The organism is Duganella sp. Leaf126 (assembly GCF_001423125.1).
In the GTDB taxonomy this organism is placed as follows: Bacteria; Pseudomonadota; Gammaproteobacteria; order Burkholderiales; family Burkholderiaceae_D; genus Rugamonas.
Window position 1 is genome coordinate 532730 of sequence record NZ_LMNW01000001.1, and the last position, 18231, is coordinate 550960.

Genomic DNA, 18231 nt, shown 5'->3' on the forward strand with positions numbered 1-18231 from the left:
TTATCAATTCCACCATATTTTTATGGGCACGCCACGTTCGTTTGCACGGTTGTTCGGCTTCAGCGTCCTGATGGCGCTGGCAGCCGCCGGGTCTCCCCTGACTGCCGCGCAGGCAGCCGATACTGCGGCCACGGCACCGCCGCCGATTGCCGACTTCTTTGCCAACCCTGAATTCAGCGGCGCCCTGCTCTCGCCCAGCGGCAAATACCTGGCGGTCCGCATGGGCGCCAAGGACCAGCGCGACCGCCTGGCCGTGGTCACGCTGGCCGACAACAGCGTCAAGGTGGTGGCGTCGTTCAGCGACGCCGATATCGGTAACTTCCAGTGGGTAAACGACGAGCGACTGGTGTTTACCGCCACCGACCGCACCGTGGGCCAGGGCGATGCGCGCTACGCGCCGGGCCTGTACGCGATCAACCGCGATGCGACCAAGTTCGTCCAGCTGGCCAGCCGCAGCGCCAAACCGTTCATCACGTCCGGCGACAGCCTGGTACGCAGCCGAGACCTGCTGCCGTGGAACACCTACCTGCTGGGCCAGAAGTCGGCGCAGGACAGCGAGTTCGTGTACGTGGAACAGCCCGACATCACGGCGCCCGGGCAGGTGCGCAAGGTCAGGCTGCTGCGCCTGAACACGCTCAACGGGCGCTGGACGCCGGTGCACGGCGCGCCCGACGACAGCAGGCATTGGCTGCTCGACGACAAGGGCGAGCCGCGCATCGTCACCACGTTCAGCAAGGGCGTGGACACAATCATGTACCGCGACCCGGCCACCGATGCCTGGCGCGAACTGGTCCATTACAACGCCTACACCGGCGGCAAGGGCAGCTTCACGCCGCGCGCCTTCGGTCCCGACGGCACGCTGTACGTGGTCACCTACGCCGGCAAGAATACCGCGTCGCTGCGCAAGTTCGACTTCGCCACCAACGAGGTGGCGCAGCAGCCGCTGGTGGTACTCGACGGCTACGACTTCAAGGGCAGCCTGCTGACCGCCCAGGGCAAGCTGCTGGGCGTGCGCTACCTGACCGATGCGCGCGGCACCGCCTGGTTCGACGCCGACATGAAGGCGCTGCAGGCCAGGATCGACGCCATGCTGCCCAACACCATCAACCTGATCGACGCCCCGACCCGGCCCGAAGCACCGTGGATGCTGATCACCGCGTACGGCGACCTGTTCCCGTCGCGTACCCTGCTCTACAACAGCGCTACCGACAAGCTGACCATGGTCGGCATCAGCCATCCGAACATCAAGCCGGAACAGATGGCGCACCAGACCCTGGTGCACTACAAGGCGCGCGACGGCCTCGAGATACCGGCCTGGCTCACCGTGCCCAAAGGCAGCGGCAAGCACCTGCCGCTGGTGGTGCTGGTGCACGGCGGCCCCTATGTGCGCGGCAACAGCTGGGGCTGGGATGCGGCCGGCCAGTTCCTGGCCTCGCGCGGCTACGCGGTGCTGGAACCCGAGTATCGCGGCAGCACCGGCTTCGGCACCCGGCTGTTCCGCGCCGGCTGGAAGCAATGGGGCCTGAAAATGCAGGACGATATCGCCGACGGCGCGCGCTGGGCCATCGCCGAGGGCACGGCCGACCCCAAACGCATCTGCATCGCCGGCGCCAGCTACGGCGGCTACGCCACCCTGATGGGCCTGATCAACGACAAGGACTTGTACAAGTGCGGCATCGACTGGGCCGGCGTGACCGACATTAACATGCTGTACGACGGTCACTGGAACTTCACGTCCGACCTGGCCGAGGAGTGGAAACATTACGGCATGCCGCAATTGGTGGGCGACCAGGTCAAGGACGCCGAGCAGCTGAAAGCGACCTCGCCGCTGCTGCGCGCCGCCGAAATCACGCAGCCGCTGCTGCTGGCCTACGGCGGCGCCGACATGCGCGTGCCACTGCCGCACGGCACCAAGTTCTATAACGCGGTCAGGCAGACCAACCCCAACGTCGAATGGATCGAATACCCGGAAGAAGGCCACGGCTGGGCGCTGCCGAAGAACCGCATCGACTTCTGGGGCCGGGTGGAAAAATTCCTCGATAAGCAGATCGGCCAGGCCGGAGCTGCGCCATGAGGCCGCCGCGTCTCGCGCAGGCCCTGCGCATGGCGGGCGGCATCTGCGCCGCCGTGCTGGCGCTGACCGCAGCGCCAGCCGGCGCTGCAGCGGCAGCGGCGGCGCCGCCGCCGATAGCCGCCTTCTTCAGCAACCCCGCCTTCAATGGCGCCATGCTGTCGCCCAACGGTCGCTACCTGGCCGCGTTCATCGGTGCCGAAGGCCGGCATGACGGCCTGGCCGTGGTGGACCTGGCGGACATGCAGGCGCAGATGGTGGCCCAGTTTGCCGATACCGATATCGGCGAGGCGCGCTGGGTCAACAACGACAGGCTCGTGTTCAGCACGGTCGACAAGTCGCTGGGCCGGCGCGACGTGCGCTTTGCGCCCGGCATTTTTGCCGTCAACCGCAATGGCAAGCAGTTCCGCCAGCTGGCGATGCGCAACAACCAGTTCGTCCGCGACGGCAACGCAACGGAAATGCTGCCCTGGCACACCTACATGATGGACCAGGACGGACCGCAGGACAGCGACGATATCTACGTGATGGACAATGGCATCATCGCGCCCGGCATCCTGGTGTCGGTCGATCTGCTGCGGCTCAACACCAAGAACGGCACCTGGCGCGGCGTCGATCACCCGGGCACGGGGCGCGACTGGCTGCTCGACAACAAGGGCGAACCGCGCCTGATGCATACGCTGGACAAGAACATCCACGCGATCCACTACCGCGATCCGGCCAGCGGGACATGGCGCCAGCTGACCAGCTTTGACGCCTACACCGGCGGCAAGCAGGCGTTCACGCCGCTGGCCTTCGGACCGGACGGCACGCTGTACGTGGTGGCCAACAACGGCAGCGATCACAGCCAGCTGTACCGCTACGACCTGCAAAACAACAAGCTGGGCCAGAGCCTGGTGGCGCTGGACGGCTTCGATTTCCGCGGCCACCTGGTGATCAGCAGGAACACGCTGCTCGGCGTGCGCGTCAATGGCGACGCCGAGGGCACGACCTGGTTCGATCCGGCCATGAAGGCCTTGCAGCAGAAGATCGATGCGCGGCTGCCGGGTATGGTCAACCTGATCACTCCGCCCAAGGCGCCGGAAACCGCGTGGGTGCTGGTGGAATCGTACTCGGACCGCCAGCCGCGCCGTTTCCTCGTCTTCAATACCGAAACCGGCAAGCTCAGCGAAGTAGGCAACCTGGCGCCGGCCATCAAGCCTGCCGCCATGGGGCCGCGCGACCTCGTGTATTACAAGGCGCGCGACGGCCTGACCATCCCCGCCTGGCTGACCCTGCCGCCGGGCGGCAAGGACAAGAATCTGCCGATGGTGGTACTGGTCCACGGCGGCCCGTTCCTGCGCGGCGGCTACTGGAACTGGAATGCGGACGCCCAGTTCCTGGCCTCGCGCGGTTACGCGGTGCTGGAACCGGAGTTTCGCGGCAGCACCGGCTACGGTAACGCCCACTTTGTCGCCGGCTGGAAGCAATGGGGCTTGAAGATGCAGAACGACATTGCCGACGGCACGCGCTGGGCCATCGCCCAGGGCACGGCAGACGCCAGACGCATCTGCATTGCCGGCGCCAGCTATGGCGGCTATGCCACGCTGATGGGCCTGATCAACGATCCCGACCTGTACCGCTGCGGCATCGACTGGGTGGGCGTGACCGACATCGACCTGATGTACAACAGCGGCTGGCGCTACAGCTCGGACCTGTCGGCCGACTGGAAGCAATACGGCATGCCCGAGCTGGTCGCCGACCAGGTCGGGGACGCCGCGCAGATCCGCGCCACCTCGCCGCTGCGGCGGGCCGCCGAAATCCGGCAGCCGCTGCTGCTGGCCTACGGCGGCGCCGACGTGCGCGTGCCGCTCAGCCATGGCATCGAGTTCTACAATGCCGTGCGCAAGACCAATGCCGACGTCGAATGGATCGAATACCCGGAAGAAGGCCACGGCTGGGCGCTGCCGAAGAACCGCATCGACTTCTGGGGGCGGGTGGAAAAATTCCTCGATAAGCAGATCGGCGCAGCGCCCTAGGCAGGGTATAGTCGGGTTTCTTCATCACCGGGAGAGACCATGACTTCATGCAAAATTCTGGTAGCGCAAGGGGGCGGCCCGACCGCTGTGATCAACCAGTCGCTGGCCGGCGTGGTGCTTGAGGCGCGCCGCTTCGGCGACATCGGCCGCGTGTACGGCGCCCTGCACGGGGTGCGCGGCATCGTCGACGAGGACCTGGTCGATCTGAGCTGCGAAACCCGCCACAACCTCGAGATGGTGGCAGCCACGCCGTCGTCGGCGCTCGGCTCCACCCGCGACAAGCCCGATGCGGCCTACTGCGCCGAGATCTTCCGGGTGCTGCGCGCCCACCAGATCGGGCAGTTCTACTACATCGGCGGCAACGATTCATCGGACACCGTGCGCATCGTCAGCGAACAGGCGCAGCAGGCCGGCTATCCGCTGCGCTGCATCCATATTCCGAAAACCATCGATAACGACCTGGTCGGCAACGACCATACGCCCGGCTTCCCGTCGGCCGCGCGCTTTGTCGTGCAGGCGTTCGCTGGCGCCAACCTCGATAACGCCGCGCTGCCCGGCGTGTACGTGGGCGTGGTGATGGGCCGCCACGCCGGCTTTCTTACCGCGGCGGCCGCGCTCGCCAAGAAATTTCCCGACGATGGCCCGCACCTGCTCTACCTGCCGGAACGGGTGTTCTCGCTCGACCAGTTTCTGCTGGACGTCAAAGACGTGTATGCGCGCCACGGGCGCTGCGTGGTGGCCGTGTCGGAAGGCATCCACGATGCCTCGGGCGCAGCGATGGCCACCCTGCTGGCGAAAGAAGTCGAGCGCGATGCCCACGGCAACGTGCAGCTGTCGGGTACCGGCGCGCTGGCCGACCTGCTGTGCGACGCCATCAAGGCCAGGCTCGGCATCAAGCGCGTGCGCGGCGACACCTTCGGCTACCTGCAGCGCTCGTTCCTGGGCTGCGTCTCGGACGTCGACCAGCGCGAGGCGCGCGACGTCGGCGAAAAGGCCGTGCAGTTCGCCATGTGGGGCGGGCGCGACGGCTCGGTGGCGATCCGCCGCACGGGCGACTACGCGGTCGAGTACAGCCTGCAGCCGTTGCAGGACGTGGCAGGCAAGACGCGGGTGATGGACGACGCCTTCATCAGCGCCAGCGGCACCGATGTCACGGACGTGTTTCGCCTGTACCTGCGGCCGCTGCTGGGGTCGGGCATGCCCGATCCGGCCCGGCTGCGGCACGCGTCGGTCGACAAGATACTCAAGCGATAACCGTAAAAAAAGCACGCCGCAGCGTGCTTTTGTGTTCAACCGGGTCGTTACACGACGATGGTCTGGTGCTCGTCGCCGACGCGGGCGCGGATCTTGCCGATCGTGTACACGGTTTCGCCGGCCGCTTCGAGCTGGGCCACTGCTGCTGCCGCATGTTCCTGCGCGACGATCACGGTCATGCCGATGCCGCAGTTGAACACGCGGTGCATTTCGGCGTCGGCCACGCCGCCGTGCTGCTGCAGCCAGGTGAACAGCGGCGGCAGCGTCCACGATTTGCTGTCGAGCTCGGCCACCAGGCCGGGCTGCAGCACGCGCGGGATGTTTTCCACCAGGCCGCCGCCGGTGATGTGGACCATGCCCTTCACTTCCAGCGACGCCATCAGCGCCAGCAGCGGCTTGACATAGATGCGGGTGGGCTGCATCAGCACGTCGGCCAGCTTGCGGCCGTGGAAGTCGCCTTCCAGGTCCGGCTTGGCCACCTCGATGATCTTGCGCACCAGCGAATAGCCGTTCGAGTGCACGCCCGACGAGGCCAGGCCCAGGATTACGTCGCCGGCGGCAATCTTGGTGCCGTCGATGATCTGCGATTTTTCCACGGCGCCCACGGCAAAACCGGCCAGGTCGTATTCGCCGGCCGGGTACATGCTTGGCATTTCAGCCGTTTCGCCGCCGATCAGCGCGCAACCGGCCTGCTCGCAACCCTGCGCGATACCCTTGATGACGTCGGTGGCGATCGCCACGTCGAGCTTGCCGCAAGCGAAATAATCGAGGAAGAACAGCGGCTCGGCGCCCTGCACCAGGATGTCGTTGACGCTCATGGCCACCAGGTCGATGCCGACCGTGTCGTGGCGGTTCAGCTCGAACGCCAGCTTGAGCTTGGTGCCGACACCGTCCGTGCCCGACACCAGCACCGGTTCCTTGAACTTCTTGCTGATCTCGAACATCGCGCCGAAACCGCCGAGGCCGCCCAACACGCCTTCGCGCAGCGTGCGCTTGGCAAATGGCTTGATCGCTTCGACTAAGGCGTCGCCTGCATCGATATCGACGCCGGCGTCACGGTAGGACAGGGAAACATTTGAAGGTTGGCTCATGGTGTATTTCGCAGCGGAGGCGGTAAAATAGAAGGCGGAGACCGTTTTTACAGCGCGGTCGGTCCGCTATTTTATCAAACTGCCCCGTCCATCTGCCGTTTTTAACCGTCAACTTCCATTTTTATGCCCGGTGCGGCCGTTTTCCGGACCGATCGGGCGAAAACAGGCTGCGTTTCTGGCAATTCCGGGGGTTCTACCTTCTATAATGCATCACGTTGACAAGAACAATGACAAAGGGAATACCAAAAGCGACGTTATGCAGATGAGGGAACAGATAAGGGAAACTTCGTGAAGCAGCTGGTGCTCGACCTGGGCGCGGATCAGCCGCACAGCCTCGACGCGTTCGAGGTTGGCCAAAATGCCGAGGCGATGGCGCTGCTGGCGCAGTTCGCCTCGCGCACGGCGCGCGAGCACTTTGCCTACCTGTGGGGCAACGCCGGCGTCGGCAAGACCCACCTGCTCAAAGCCCTGGCCTCGGCCGGCAGCGAAGACCAGCAGCTGCGCGCACGCTATATCTCGCCGTTCTCGATCGAAACCGAATTCGTGTATTCCCCCGACGTGGATCTGTACCTGCTCGACGACTGCGAAAAACTGTCGCCGGTGGCGCAGATCGACGCCTTTGCCCTGTTTAACGAAATCCGCGCCAACCACGCCTTCATGGTGTGCAGCGGCGCCGTGGCCCCGGCCGTGTTGCCCGTGCGCGAGGATCTGCGCACCCGCATGGGCTGGGGCCTGATCTACCAGATCCACGGCCTCAGCGACGACGAAAAGGCTGCCGCACTGGGCGCCGCTGCCACCGCGCGCGGCTTGACGCTGTCGCCGGGCGTGATACCCTACCTGCTATCTCATTTCCAGCGGGACATGAGTTCCCTCTCGACCATGCTCGATTCGCTGGATCAATATTCACTGGAAACCCAACGCCCGATCACGCTGCCGCTGTTGCGCGAGTGGTTGCAGGCGCAAGCACAAGAATGAAAAACCTCGCCTTATTTGACCTCGACCACACGCTGCTGCCCATCGACTCCGACCACGAGTGGGGCGAATTTCTGGTCCGCATCGGCGCCGTCGATGCCGTCGAGTTTGCCCGCCGCAACGACGCCTTCTATGCCCAGTACCAGGCCGGCACGCTCGACCCGGTCGAGTACCTGGAGTTCGCACTCGGCACGCTGGCCCGTTTCCCGCGCGCCAGGCTCGACCAGATGCGGGCGCAATACATGACCGAGGTGGTGGTGCCCCATATCCGCCCGGCCGCACTGGCGCTGCTGAAAAAACACCAGGATGCGGGCGACCTGGTGGCCATCGTCACCGCCACCAACCACTTTGTCACCGAGCCGATCGCCCGCGCACTGGGCGTCGACCACCTGATCGCCGCCATGCCCGAGTACGACGCCGAAGGCAATGTCACCGGCCGTCTGCTGGGCACCCCGACCCAGGGCAAGGGCAAGATCACCCATACCGAAGCGTGGCTGGCCGGCATGGGCAAGACCTTTGCCGATTTCGGTACCGTCCACTTCTACAGCGACTCGCACAACGACCTGCCGCTGATGTCGCTGGTGAGCCACCCGGTGGCCACCAATGCCAACGCCACCCTGAAAACGCACGCCACCGCCCAAGGCTGGCAACTGATTGAACTGTTCAATGATTAAGAAACTGATCCGCAAAATCCTCGGCGCCAAGAGCAAGGTGCGCGATACCAATACCCCGGTGGTGCTGGGGCCGGAGGCGCACGGCATCGATCCGAAACTGCTGTCCAACAACGCGGTGCGCGTGACCAGCACCTTGCAGGAGGCGGGCTTCGAAGCGTTCGTGGTGGGCGGCGCCGTGCGCGACCTGCTGCTCGGCGTCAAGCCCAAGGACTTCGACATCGCCACCAACGCCACGCCGGAACAGGTGCGCAAGCTGTTCCGCCGCGCCTTCATCATCGGCAAGCGCTTCCAGATCGTGCACGTGATGTTCGGCCAGGACCTGCTGGAAGTGACCACCTTCCGCGGCACCACCTCGGACAACGCGCCCAAGGATGAACATGGCCGCGTGCTGCGCGACAACACCTTCGGCTCGCAGGCCGAGGATGCCGTGCGGCGCGACTTCACCATCAACGCCATGTACTACAACCCGGCCAACGGCCAGGTGCTCGACTACCACGGCGGCATCGAGGACATCCGTGCCAGGACGCTGCGCATCATCGGCCAGCCGGAAGCACGCTACCGCGAAGACCCGGTGCGCATGCTGCGCGTGGTGCGTTTTGCGGCTAAACTGAAATTCACGATCGAACCGACCACCGCTGCGCCGATCGCGCTAATGGCGCCGCTGATCGACAACGTGCCGGCCGCGCGCGTGTTCGACGAAATGCTCAAGCTGCTCATGAGCGGCCACGCGCTGGCCTGCCTGCAGCAGCTGCGCAAGGAAGGCCTGCATCACGGCCTGCTGCCGCTGCTCGACGTGGTGCTGGAACAGCCGATGGGCTTCAAGTTCGTCACGCTGGCGCTGGACTCGACCGACGCCCGCATCGCGGCCGGCAAGACCGTCTCGCCGGGCTTCCTGTTCGCATCGCTGCTGTGGCACCAAGTACTCGAGAAATGGACAGCCTACCGCGCGGCCGGCGAGCAGACCATCCCGGCGCTGCACCTGGCCGCCGACGACGTGCTCGATTCGCAGACCGAAAAGCTGGCACTGCAACGCAAGATCGGCACCGACATGCGCGACATCTGGTCGATGCAGCCGCGCTTCGAGCGCCGCACCGGCAAGGCGCCGCACAAGCTGCTCGAACACCTGCGTTTCCGCGCCGGTTACGACTTCCTGCTGCTGCGCTGCGCCTCGGGCGAGCTCGATGCCGAACTCGGTCAATGGTGGACGGCGTTCTACGAGGCCGACGAAGCGGGCCGCGATGCGCTGATCGCCAGCGCCAGCCGCTCCCCGCGCCCTGCCCGGGCTGCTGGCGGTAATGGTGCCAATGGCGGCAATGGCGGCAATGGCACCCGCGCTGGCGGCCGGGGCGCCGGCAACGCCGGCCAGGGCGCGGACGAAGGCGACGATGATTACGCCGCGCCAGCCGCCACCGACGCCGCCCCGAAACGCAAGCGCGCACCGCGCCGCAGCCGCACACGCGGTCCGGCAGCGGCTGCCGAAAGCGGCGCGCAGCTTGCTGGTGCTAATGCTGGCGCTAATGCTGGCGCTGGCGCTGGCGTCGGTGCTGGTGCTGGTGCTGGTGCTGGTGCTGGTGCTGGTGCTGGCGCTGGCGCTGGCGCTGGTGCTGGCGCTAGCGTCGGTGCTGGTGCTGGTGCTGGTGCTGGTGCTGGTGCTGGCGCTGGGGTCGGTGCGAGCGCTGGTGCTGGTGCTGGTGGCGCCGGTGCTGACGCTGCTAAAGCTGGGGCCGCAGGCAAGGCTGGCGCGGCTGTCGGCGTCGGCGCTGGCGGCAGTGCGGGTTCCGACCGCGACTGAGCCAGCGTGCCGGCATGAGCATCACCGATCGCGCGGATGAAGGCGGCTTCGCCTTCACCATCGCCTACATCGGCATCGGCGCCAACCTCGGCGACGCGCGCGCCAACGTGGCCGACGCCATCGCGCGCCTGCAAAAGGTGCCCGGCTGCACGCTGATGGCGACATCGCGCCTGTACCGCACGGCGCCGATCGACGCCGGCGGCGACGATTACATCAACGCCGTGGCCCGCGTCGCCACCACGCTCCCGGCGCACGACCTGCTGCAGGCGCTGCACGGCATCGAACAGGCGCACGGGCGCGAACGCCCGTACCGCAACGCGCCGCGCACGCTCGACCTCGACCTGCTGCTGTACGGCGACGCCGTGATCGACAGCAACGATCTGACCGTGCCGCATCCGCGCATCACGGAGCGCGCCTTTGTGCTGGTGCCGCTCGTCGAGCTGGCGCCGGCGATTCATATTCCGGGCCGCGGCGCTGCGCAAGCCTGCCTGCCTGCCGTGGCCGACCAGGGCATCACACCGCTCTGACCGCATTTTAGAACGACGGGCAAGCACCAGCGCCACGCACACCACTGCAGGCTACACTGACGCGGTCCGCCCCATTTTTAAAGGATTACCATGTCTGGTTATTTGCAAGGAAACGAACTGGCCGCGAGCCAGCAACCGGCCGCCAACGTCCACGCGCCAGCGCCGACCAAGCCGCCCGCCACCAAGACCGTCACCGTCCACACGCTGACCGAGCTGCGCGCGCGCGGTGAAAAAATCGCCATGCTCACCTGCTACGACGCCAGCTTCGCCGCGCTGATGGACCGCTGCGGTGTCGAGATGCTGCTGATCGGCGACTCGCTGGGCATGGTCTGCAACGGCCACCCGTCAACGCTGCCCGTCACCGTGGCGGAACTGGCCTACCACACGGCCGCCGTCGCGCGCGGCAGCAAGTCGGCCATGATCGTGGCCGACCTGCCGTTCGGCGCCTACGGCACCACGGAGACCGCTTACCACAACGCCGTGCAGCTGATGCAGGCCGGCGCCCACATGATCAAGATCGAAGGCGGCGCCTGGCTGGCCGACACCGTGCGCTTCATGACCGAGCGCGGCGTGCCGGTCTGCGCCCACCTGGGCCTGACCCCACAATCGGTGCACCAGCTGGGCGGCTACAAGGTGCAGGGCAAGACCGCCGACAGCGCCGACCTGCTCAAGCGCGACGCCATGGCCCTGCAGGCGGCCGGCGCCTCGGTAGTGGTGCTGGAAGCGATTCCCGCCACGCTGGGCAAGGAAGTGACCGCCCTGCTGGCCATTCCGACCATCGGCATCGGCGCCGGCCCCGACTGCTCGGGCCAGGTGCTGGTCATGCACGACCTGCTCGGCGTCTTCCCGGGCCGCAAGGCGCGCTTCGTGAAAAACTTCATGGACGGCCAGACCAGCATCGACAACGCCATCACCGCCTATGTCACCGCCGTCAAGGACGGCAGCTTCCCCGCTCCCGAGCATTGCTTCTAACCCCCACTTCGGGGTCGGTTCCTGATGCCGTTAAATTAAGGTCTTCATTGCCGTCGTACCCGCGAAGGCGGCACCCAAGTTCTGCGAGAGGCGTCCAAGTGTCAGCCAAATCGGGTCCCCGCCTGCGCGGGGACGACGTTTTTATGCTGACAAAATGAATACCTTTCGCTTAACTTAACGGCATCAGGGCCGGTTCCGAAGTGGTTACAGCCAGCCGCGCTGCTGCAGGTCGGCCTGGGTCAGGTCGAGGCAGTGGCGGATCAGGGCGATCATGTCGTCGATCTGCGTGCGCGTCATGACCAGCGGCGGGGAGATGATCATGCGGTCGCCGACGGCGCGCATGATCATGCCGTTGCCGAACATGTGGGCGCGGCACACCATGCCCACCCCGAGCGCGCTGTCGAACGCGGTGTGCTCGTGCCGGTTGCCGCCCTTGCGGCGTACGAGATCGAGACCCGCGACCAGGCCGCAGCTGTCGGCGTCGCCGACCAGCGGGTGGTGGGCCAGGTCGGCAAAGCGCTGCTTCAGATAGGGGCCGGTATCGGCGGCCACGCGCTCGACCAGCTGCTCTTCTTCCAGGATGCGGATGTTTTCCAGCGCCGCCGCGCAGGCGACCGGGTGGCCCGAATAGGTGAAGCCGTGCTGGAATTCGCCGCCCTGCCCGATCAGTACATCGGCCACGCGGTCGCCCACCAGCACCCCGCCCAGCGGCACGTAGCCGGACGTGACGCCCTTGGCAAACGTGATCAGGTCGGGGCGGATGCCGAACAGGTCGGAAGCGAACCAGCGTCCCAGCCGCCCGAAACCGCAAATGACTTCGTCGGCGATCAGCAGGATGCCGTATTTGTCGCAGATGCGCTGGATCTCGGGCCAGTAGGTGGCGGGCGGGATGATCACGCCGCCTGCGCCCTGCACCGGCTCGCCGATGAAGGCGGCCACCTTGTCCGCGCCCACCTCGAGGATTTTCTGCTCCAGCCAGGACGCCGCCTCGATGCCGAATTCGTCCTCGCTCATGCCGCGCCCCGCCGTCCGGTAATCGGGCTGGCCGATGTGGACGATGCACGGGATCGGCAAACCGCCCTGCGCATGCATGTCGGGCATGCCGCCGAGCGAGGCGCCGGCCATCGTGCTGCCGTGGTAGGCATTGTGGCGGCTGATGATGGTGTGGCGCTCGCTGTAGCCCAGCACATCCCAGTAGCGCCGCGCCATGCGCACATTGGTGTCGTTGGCTTCCGAGCCGGAATTGGTGAAGTACACGTGCTGGAACTGCGGCGGCGAAATCGCCGCCAGCTTGTTGGCCAGCAGGACCGCCGGCACATTGGTGGTGTTGAAGAAGCTGTTATAGAACGGCAGCGTCTCCATCTGGCGGTAGACCGCGTCCGAGATGCTCTTGCGCCCGTAGCCCACGTTCACGCACCACAGGCCCGACATGCCGTCGAGGATCTGGTTACCTTCCGAATCCCACAGGTAGATGCCTTCGCCGCGCACCATCACGCGCGCGCCCTGCTCGCCGAGCGTGCGGTGGTCGGTGAACGGGTGCAGATAGTGCGCCGTGTCGAGTTTCTGGATGGCGGCCGTGTCGTACAGTTCCTTCAGCATGGTCATGCTCTGGTCTCCTTGTCCTTGGTGCCCGGTCAGACGTGCAGCAGCAGGTGCTCGCGTTCCCACGGGCTGATGACGGTCATGAATTCCTGGTGTTCGAGATCCTTGATGGCGGCGTAGACATCGATGAAGCGCTCACCGAGCACGCTGCGCAGCCGGTCCTGGCGGCGCAGCAGTTGCAGCGCCTCGGGCAGCCCTTGCGGGAGCTCTACCTCGAGGTCGTAGGCGCTGTCGGTGGTCATCGGCGTCGGCTCCAGCTGCTCGGTCATGCCCAGGTAGCCGCAGGCCAGCGTGACGGCCAGCGCCAGGTAGGGGTTGGCGTCGGCGCCGATGATGCGGTTTTCCACGCGGCGGTCGTTCACGCCCGATTCGGGCACGCGGAAGCCGACCGTGCGGTTGTCCATGCCCCACTGGATATTGATCGGCGCGGCCGTGTGGCGCACGATGCGGCGGTAGGAATTGACGTACGGCGCCACGATGGCCATCGCCGACGGCATGTAGCGCTGCAGGCCGCCGATGTAGTGCTTGAAGATGGGCGCGGCCGAACCGTCGTCGGCGCTGAAGATGTTCCGGCCGGTCTTGAGATCGACCACGCTCTGGTGCACATGCATGGCCGATCCCGGCTCGCCGGCCATCGGCTTGGCCATGAAGGTGGCGTACATGTCGTGCTTGAGCGCCGCCTCGCGCAAGGTGCGCTTGAAGAAGAACACCTTGTCGGCAAGTCCCAGCGGATCGCCGTGCAGGAAGTTGATCTCCATCTGGCCGGCACCGATTTCGTGGATCAGCGTATCGACATCGAGGTTCATCGTCTCGCAGTAGTCGTAGATGTCCTCGAACAGCGGGTCGAACTCGTTGACGGCATCGATGCTGTACACCTGGCGGCTGGTTTCGGCGCGGCCGCTGCGCCCGATCGGCGGGCGCAGCGGCAGGTCGGGATCGGTGTTCTTGGCGGTCAGGTAGAACTCCAGCTCGGGCGCCACCACCGGCTGCCAGCCGCGGTCCGCGTACAGCTTGAGCACGCGCCGCAGCACCGAGCGCGGCGCGAAGTCCACCAGCCGACCGTCGGCAAAATAGCAGTCGTGGATCACCTGCGCGGTGGGATCGCTGGCCCATGGCACCATGGTGATGGTGGTCGGATCGGCCTTCAGTATCATGTCGCGGTCGGTGCTGGAGATGGCGCGGTCGTAGGCGGCATCGGCCACCGGGTAGTTGCCGGTGACGGTCATGCCCAGCACCGCTTCCGGGATGCGCATGCCGCGCTCCTCTGTGAATTTGGCGCGCGGCAGGATCTTGCCGCGCGCCACGCCGGTCAGGTCAGGCACCAGGCATTCGATTTCGGTGACGTGCTTGTCGTTGAGCCAAACGTCCATGTCGGTGTAAGTGAAGTTCTCGCGTATTGCCATCACATCTCTCCGCTGGTGACTGTGTTCCTGCTTTGTTTATATGCGCGGCAGGCGTCGCCGAAGGCCTGCAGCAGCTTGATCGAAACCGGGTTTTCCATCGCCTGCCATTCCGGGTGCCATTGCACCGCGAGCGTGAAGCCGCGCGCATCGCGCACGCGGAACGCTTCGACCAGGCCATCGTCGGCGCGCGCTTCCACCGCCAGGCGCGGCGCCAGGCGATCGATGCCCTGCCCGTGCAGCGAGTTGACCATGAGCGGTTCGGCGCTGCCCAGCACGCGGGCCAGCACGCCGTCGGGCGCCGGCAGCACCCGGTGCGCTGGCCCATACTGCTGCGCCAGCGCGTCATCCTTGCGCTCGCGGTGGTCGCGCATGCCGGCCACGGCATGCACGGCCTGGTGCAGGGTGCCGCCGAGCGCGACGTTCACTTCCTGCAAGCCGCGGCAGATCGCCAGCAGGGGAATGCCGCGCGCGATGGCGGCGTCGATCAGGGGCAAGGTGGTGGCGTCGCGCGCGGCGTCGCCCGGCAGCGCCGCATCGTGCGGCACCTGGCCGTACCGGGCCGGGGCGACATTGGAAGGGGAACCGGTCAGCAGGATGCCGTCGGCCAGGTCGAGCAGCGCCGCGAAGTCAGTGGCCGCGCCCAGCGCCGGCACGATCAGCGGCGCGCAGCGGGCGCCGTCGGCCACGGCGGCCACGTATTTGCACTGCGCAAAATGAGCGGCATGGGCGCCGGCCTGGCTGACACAGGCGGAAACGAGAACGATGGGGCTGCACATATCGGTTCATGGAATATGAAGCAGTCTCGATCATAAGCCTATTTGGTCATGATTGCCATAAATGCTACTGCCCTGCTGATGCCGTCAATCCTTGCCGGCTGCCGAGACCTGCTTGTGGCGCAGGCGCTCGGCGCGGGCGATGTACAGGCTCGAGGCGATCACGCCGATGCTCACCACCAGGATGGTCAGCGCGGCCACGGCGTTCACGCGCGGGTCGAGGCCCAGGCGCGCGCGCGAGAAGATCACGATCGGCATGGTGGACGACCCGGGGCCGGACAAAAACGCCGACAGCACCACGTCGTCGAGCGACAAGGTGAACGTCAGCAGCCACGCCGAGCCGAGCGCCTGCTTGATGTTGGGCAGCGTGACCAGGAAAAACACCTGGTACGGCCGGCAGCCGAGGTCCATCGCCGCCTCTTCCAGCGACTTGCTCATCTCCTGCAGGCGCGACTGCACCACCACCGCCGCATAGGCCATGCCCAGCAGCGTGTGGCCGATCCAGATCGTGGTCAGGCCGCGCTCGGGAAAACCGAACGCCTTTTGCACCGACACCAGCATCAGCAGCAGCGACAGGCCGATGATCACCTCGGGCATCACCAGCGGCGCGCTGGCCATGCCGGCAAACAGCGTGCGGCCCGTGAAGCGGCGGTAGCGATCGAGCACGAAGGCGGTGAATGTGCCCAGCACCACCGAGGCAAACGCGGTCAGCACGGCAATGCGCAGCGACAGCCCCAGGCCGTTGATGATTTCCGTATCCTGCATCAGCGCCGCATACCACTGCAGCGAAAAGCCGCTCCACACCATGTCCTGGCGCGAGCTGTTAAACGAAAACACCACCAGCACCACGATCGGCAGGTACAGGAACAGGTAGCCGAGCGACAGCCAGCCGCGCCCGAACCAGCGCTGCATGAACGACGTATTGGTTTTCATCGCTGGTCCTCCTGCTCGGCCTTGTATTTATTGAAGATTGCCATCGGCACCAGGATCAGCATGATCACCACCACCGTCACCGCCGACGCCAGCGGCCAGTCGTTATTGGTGAAGAATTCGTCCCACAGCTGGCGGCCGATCATCAGCGTTTCCGGTCCGCCCAGCAGCTCGGGGATCACGTACTCGCCCACCGACGGAATGAACACCAGCATCGAGCCGGCAATGATGCCGGACTTCGACAGCGGCACCGTCACGCGCCAGAAAGCCTGGAACGGCGTGGCGCCGAGGTCGGCCGCCGCTTCCAGGAAGCGCACGTCCATCTTGACCAGGTTGGCGTACAGCGGCAGGATCATGAACGGCAGGTACGCGTACGTCATGCCGATGATCAGCGAGAACGGGGTGTTCATCAGGTGCAGCGGTTCGCCGATGGCGCCGATCGCGATCAGGAAGTTGTTGAGGATGCCGTTGTTGGCCAGGATGCCCTTCCACGCGTAGATACGCAGCAGGAACGAGGTCCAGAACGGCATCATCACCAGCATCAGCAGCACCGGGCGGATGGCGGGCCGGGCGCGCGCCATGAAGTAGGCGAACGGGTAGCCGATGACCAGGCACAGTGCGGTATTGATCGCTGCGAACTTGAGCGAACTCAGATAGGTCAGCACGTACAGGTCATCCTGCAGGATGAACAGGTAGTTCGACAGCTTGACCTTGAGCGTCATGACGCCGTCGGCCATGGTCAGCAGGGTGCCGAACGGGTCGCCGACATCGGCGTCGGCAAAGCTGATGCGCAGCACGATCAGGAACGGCACCAGGAAGGCGAACGTGAGCCACAGCGCCGGCACGGCGATGACGAAGCGGCGCCCGGTCAGCGGATGATTAAAGCGTTTCATGGCGGCGCCCTAGCTGGTCAGCACCACGACATCGGCGCCGTCCCACCACACGTGGACGCGCTGGTCGCGCCTGAGCGCGGCGTCGTCGTGGCGGGCCGCGTTGGTGCGCGACACCTTGACCACCATGCCGGTGTCGAGCTGCACGTGGTACAGCGTCTCGTTGCCGAAGTAGGCCAGCGCGGTGATGGTGCCCTGCACGCAGTTGTAGCCATGCTCGCTGGCGCTGGCGCGCTGCGCTTCGGTCGGCGCCTCGGCCTGTACCGCGATCTTCTCGGGCCGCACGGCCACCGCCACCGGCATGCCCAGCGTGCCGGTAATGCCGTGCGGGATGTAGTGGCGCCCTTCGGGCGACTCGATCATCACGTGGTCCGGTTCATCGACGGTCACGCTGCCGTTGAACAGGTTGACGCTGCCGATGAAGTCTGCCACGAAGCGGCAGTTCGGCGTTTCGTAGATTTCGTCGGGCGCGCCCACCTGCAGGATGCGGCCGGCGCTCATGACGGCGATGCGGGTGGCCATGCTCATCGCTTCGTCCTGGTCGTGGGTGACCATCACGCAGGTCACGCCCACTTCCTCGATGATGCGCACCAGCTCCATCTGGGTGCGCTCGCGCAGCTTCTTGTCGAGCGCACCGAGCGGCTCGTCGAGCAGCAGCAGCTGCGGGCGCTTGGCCAGGCTGCGCGCCAGCGCCACGCGCTGCTGCTGGCCGCCGGACAGCTGGTGCGGCTTGCGCTTGCCATAGTCCGACAACTGCACCAGCGCCAGCATGTGCTCGACCCGGGCAGCGATTTCGCCCTTGGGCAGACCGTCGCGGCGCAGGCCGAAGGCGATGTTGTCCCATACCGACAGGTGCGGGAACAGCGCATACGACTGGAACATCATGTTGATCGGCCGCTGATACGGCGGCACGCCGACGATGTCCTGGCCGGCCAGCACGATCTCGCCGGCGGTGGGCGTCTCGAAACCGGCCAGCATGCGCAGCAGCGTGGACTTGCCGCAGCCCGAGCTGCCGAGCAGCGCAAAGATCTCGCCCTTGTTGATCGCCACGGAGACATCGTTGACCGCGCGCACGCCGTCGAAGTCCTTGACCAGGTTGCGGATCAGGAGAAAAGGTTCAGCAGCTCGCTCTGGGGTCATATTGTAGAAAAATTAATGGTATGCGGGGTGTACGAAGAAACCAGGACCGTAAAGCCCGTCATTCCCGCGATGGCGGGAATGACGCATCAACCGCCGCCGCTTTTCGAAGCCGTGATTATAAA

General features: G+C 65.8%; 15 protein-coding genes. 8 read left to right on the forward strand and 7 right to left on the reverse strand.

The features are described 5' to 3' along the window. Positions 1–22 precede the first annotated feature (22 nt). Genes ASF61_RS02225 through ASF61_RS02235 form a run of 3 tightly spaced genes read left to right on the forward strand, consistent with a single transcriptional unit; the run spans position 23 to position 5343 of the window. Complete coding sequence (locus tag ASF61_RS02225) at positions 23–2074, forward strand: S9 family peptidase (protein ID WP_229205670.1); 2052 nt, start codon at positions 23–25, stop codon at positions 2072–2074. Continuing rightward, positions 2071–4089 (forward strand): prolyl oligopeptidase family serine peptidase, encoded by a 2019-nt coding sequence (locus ASF61_RS02230; RefSeq protein ID WP_229205671.1) that lies wholly within the window; start codon positions 2071–2073, stop codon positions 4087–4089. The genes ASF61_RS02225 and ASF61_RS02230 overlap by 4 nt, the downstream gene beginning before the upstream one ends. Before the next feature lie 39 nt (positions 4090–4128). Further along, complete coding sequence (locus ASF61_RS02235) at positions 4129–5343, forward strand: 6-phosphofructokinase (protein WP_056150681.1); 1215 nt, start codon at positions 4129–4131, stop codon at positions 5341–5343. 47 nt (positions 5344–5390) lie between these two features. On the opposite strand, the gene purM is transcribed toward ASF61_RS02235, so the two are convergent. After that, entirely contained in the window at positions 5391–6434 is a 1044-nt protein-coding gene (gene purM, locus ASF61_RS02240; protein WP_056150683.1) for a phosphoribosylformylglycinamidine cyclo-ligase, read from the reverse strand. 288 nt (positions 6435–6722) lie between these two features. On the opposite strand from purM, the gene hda reads away from it, so the two are divergent. From hda to panB, 5 genes are all read left to right on the forward strand, one after another. Next, the gene (gene hda, locus ASF61_RS02245; protein ID WP_056150686.1) at positions 6723–7409 is read left to right on the forward strand and encodes a DnaA regulatory inactivator Hda; all 687 of its coding nucleotides are present in this window, start codon (positions 6723–6725) and stop codon (positions 7407–7409) included. Further along, entirely contained in the window at positions 7406–8080 is a 675-nt protein-coding gene (locus ASF61_RS02250; RefSeq protein WP_056150687.1) for an HAD family phosphatase, read from the forward strand. Before hda ends, ASF61_RS02250 begins: the two co-directional genes overlap by 4 nt. Then, positions 8073–9872, forward strand: coding sequence for a polynucleotide adenylyltransferase PcnB (gene pcnB / locus ASF61_RS02255; RefSeq protein WP_229205672.1), 1800 nt, complete (start codon positions 8073–8075; stop codon positions 9870–9872). The genes ASF61_RS02250 and pcnB overlap by 8 nt, the downstream gene beginning before the upstream one ends. A 14-nt stretch (positions 9873–9886) precedes the next feature. Next, the gene (gene folK / locus ASF61_RS02260) at positions 9887–10399 is read left to right on the forward strand and encodes a 2-amino-4-hydroxy-6-hydroxymethyldihydropteridine diphosphokinase (RefSeq protein ID WP_056150689.1); all 513 of its coding nucleotides are present in this window, start codon (positions 9887–9889) and stop codon (positions 10397–10399) included. 90 nt (positions 10400–10489) lie between these two features. Then, positions 10490–11371, forward strand: coding sequence for a 3-methyl-2-oxobutanoate hydroxymethyltransferase (panB, locus tag ASF61_RS02265; protein ID WP_200919783.1), 882 nt, complete (start codon positions 10490–10492; stop codon positions 11369–11371). A gap of 204 nt (positions 11372–11575) precedes the next feature. On the opposite strand, the gene ASF61_RS02270 is transcribed toward panB, so the two are convergent. From ASF61_RS02270 to ASF61_RS02295, 6 genes are all read right to left on the reverse strand, one after another. Beyond that, entirely contained in the window at positions 11576–12976 is a 1401-nt protein-coding gene (locus ASF61_RS02270) for an aspartate aminotransferase family protein (protein ID WP_056150691.1), read from the reverse strand. 29 nt (positions 12977–13005) lie between these two features. Then, positions 13006–14376: a glutamine synthetase family protein gene (locus ASF61_RS02275; protein ID WP_056150693.1), complete on the reverse strand. Its 1371-nt coding sequence runs from the start codon at positions 14374–14376 to the stop codon at positions 13006–13008. After that, on the reverse strand, positions 14376–15152 hold the full coding sequence (locus tag ASF61_RS02280) for a gamma-glutamyl-gamma-aminobutyrate hydrolase family protein (protein ID WP_056150695.1): 777 nt from the start codon (positions 15150–15152) through the stop codon (positions 14376–14378). Before ASF61_RS02280 ends, ASF61_RS02275 begins: the two co-directional genes overlap by 1 nt. Positions 15153–15236: 84 nt before the next feature. After that, the gene (locus tag ASF61_RS02285) at positions 15237–16082 is read right to left on the reverse strand and encodes an ABC transporter permease (RefSeq protein WP_056150698.1); all 846 of its coding nucleotides are present in this window, start codon (positions 16080–16082) and stop codon (positions 15237–15239) included. Next, positions 16079–16972, reverse strand: coding sequence for an ABC transporter permease subunit (locus ASF61_RS02290; protein ID WP_056150700.1), 894 nt, complete (start codon positions 16970–16972; stop codon positions 16079–16081). The genes ASF61_RS02285 and ASF61_RS02290 overlap by 4 nt, the downstream gene beginning before the upstream one ends. A 9-nt stretch (positions 16973–16981) precedes the next feature. Next, positions 16982–18109 (reverse strand): ABC transporter ATP-binding protein, encoded by a 1128-nt coding sequence (locus ASF61_RS02295; RefSeq protein ID WP_056150702.1) that lies wholly within the window; start codon positions 18107–18109, stop codon positions 16982–16984. Between the last annotated feature and the right edge of the window lie 122 nt (positions 18110–18231).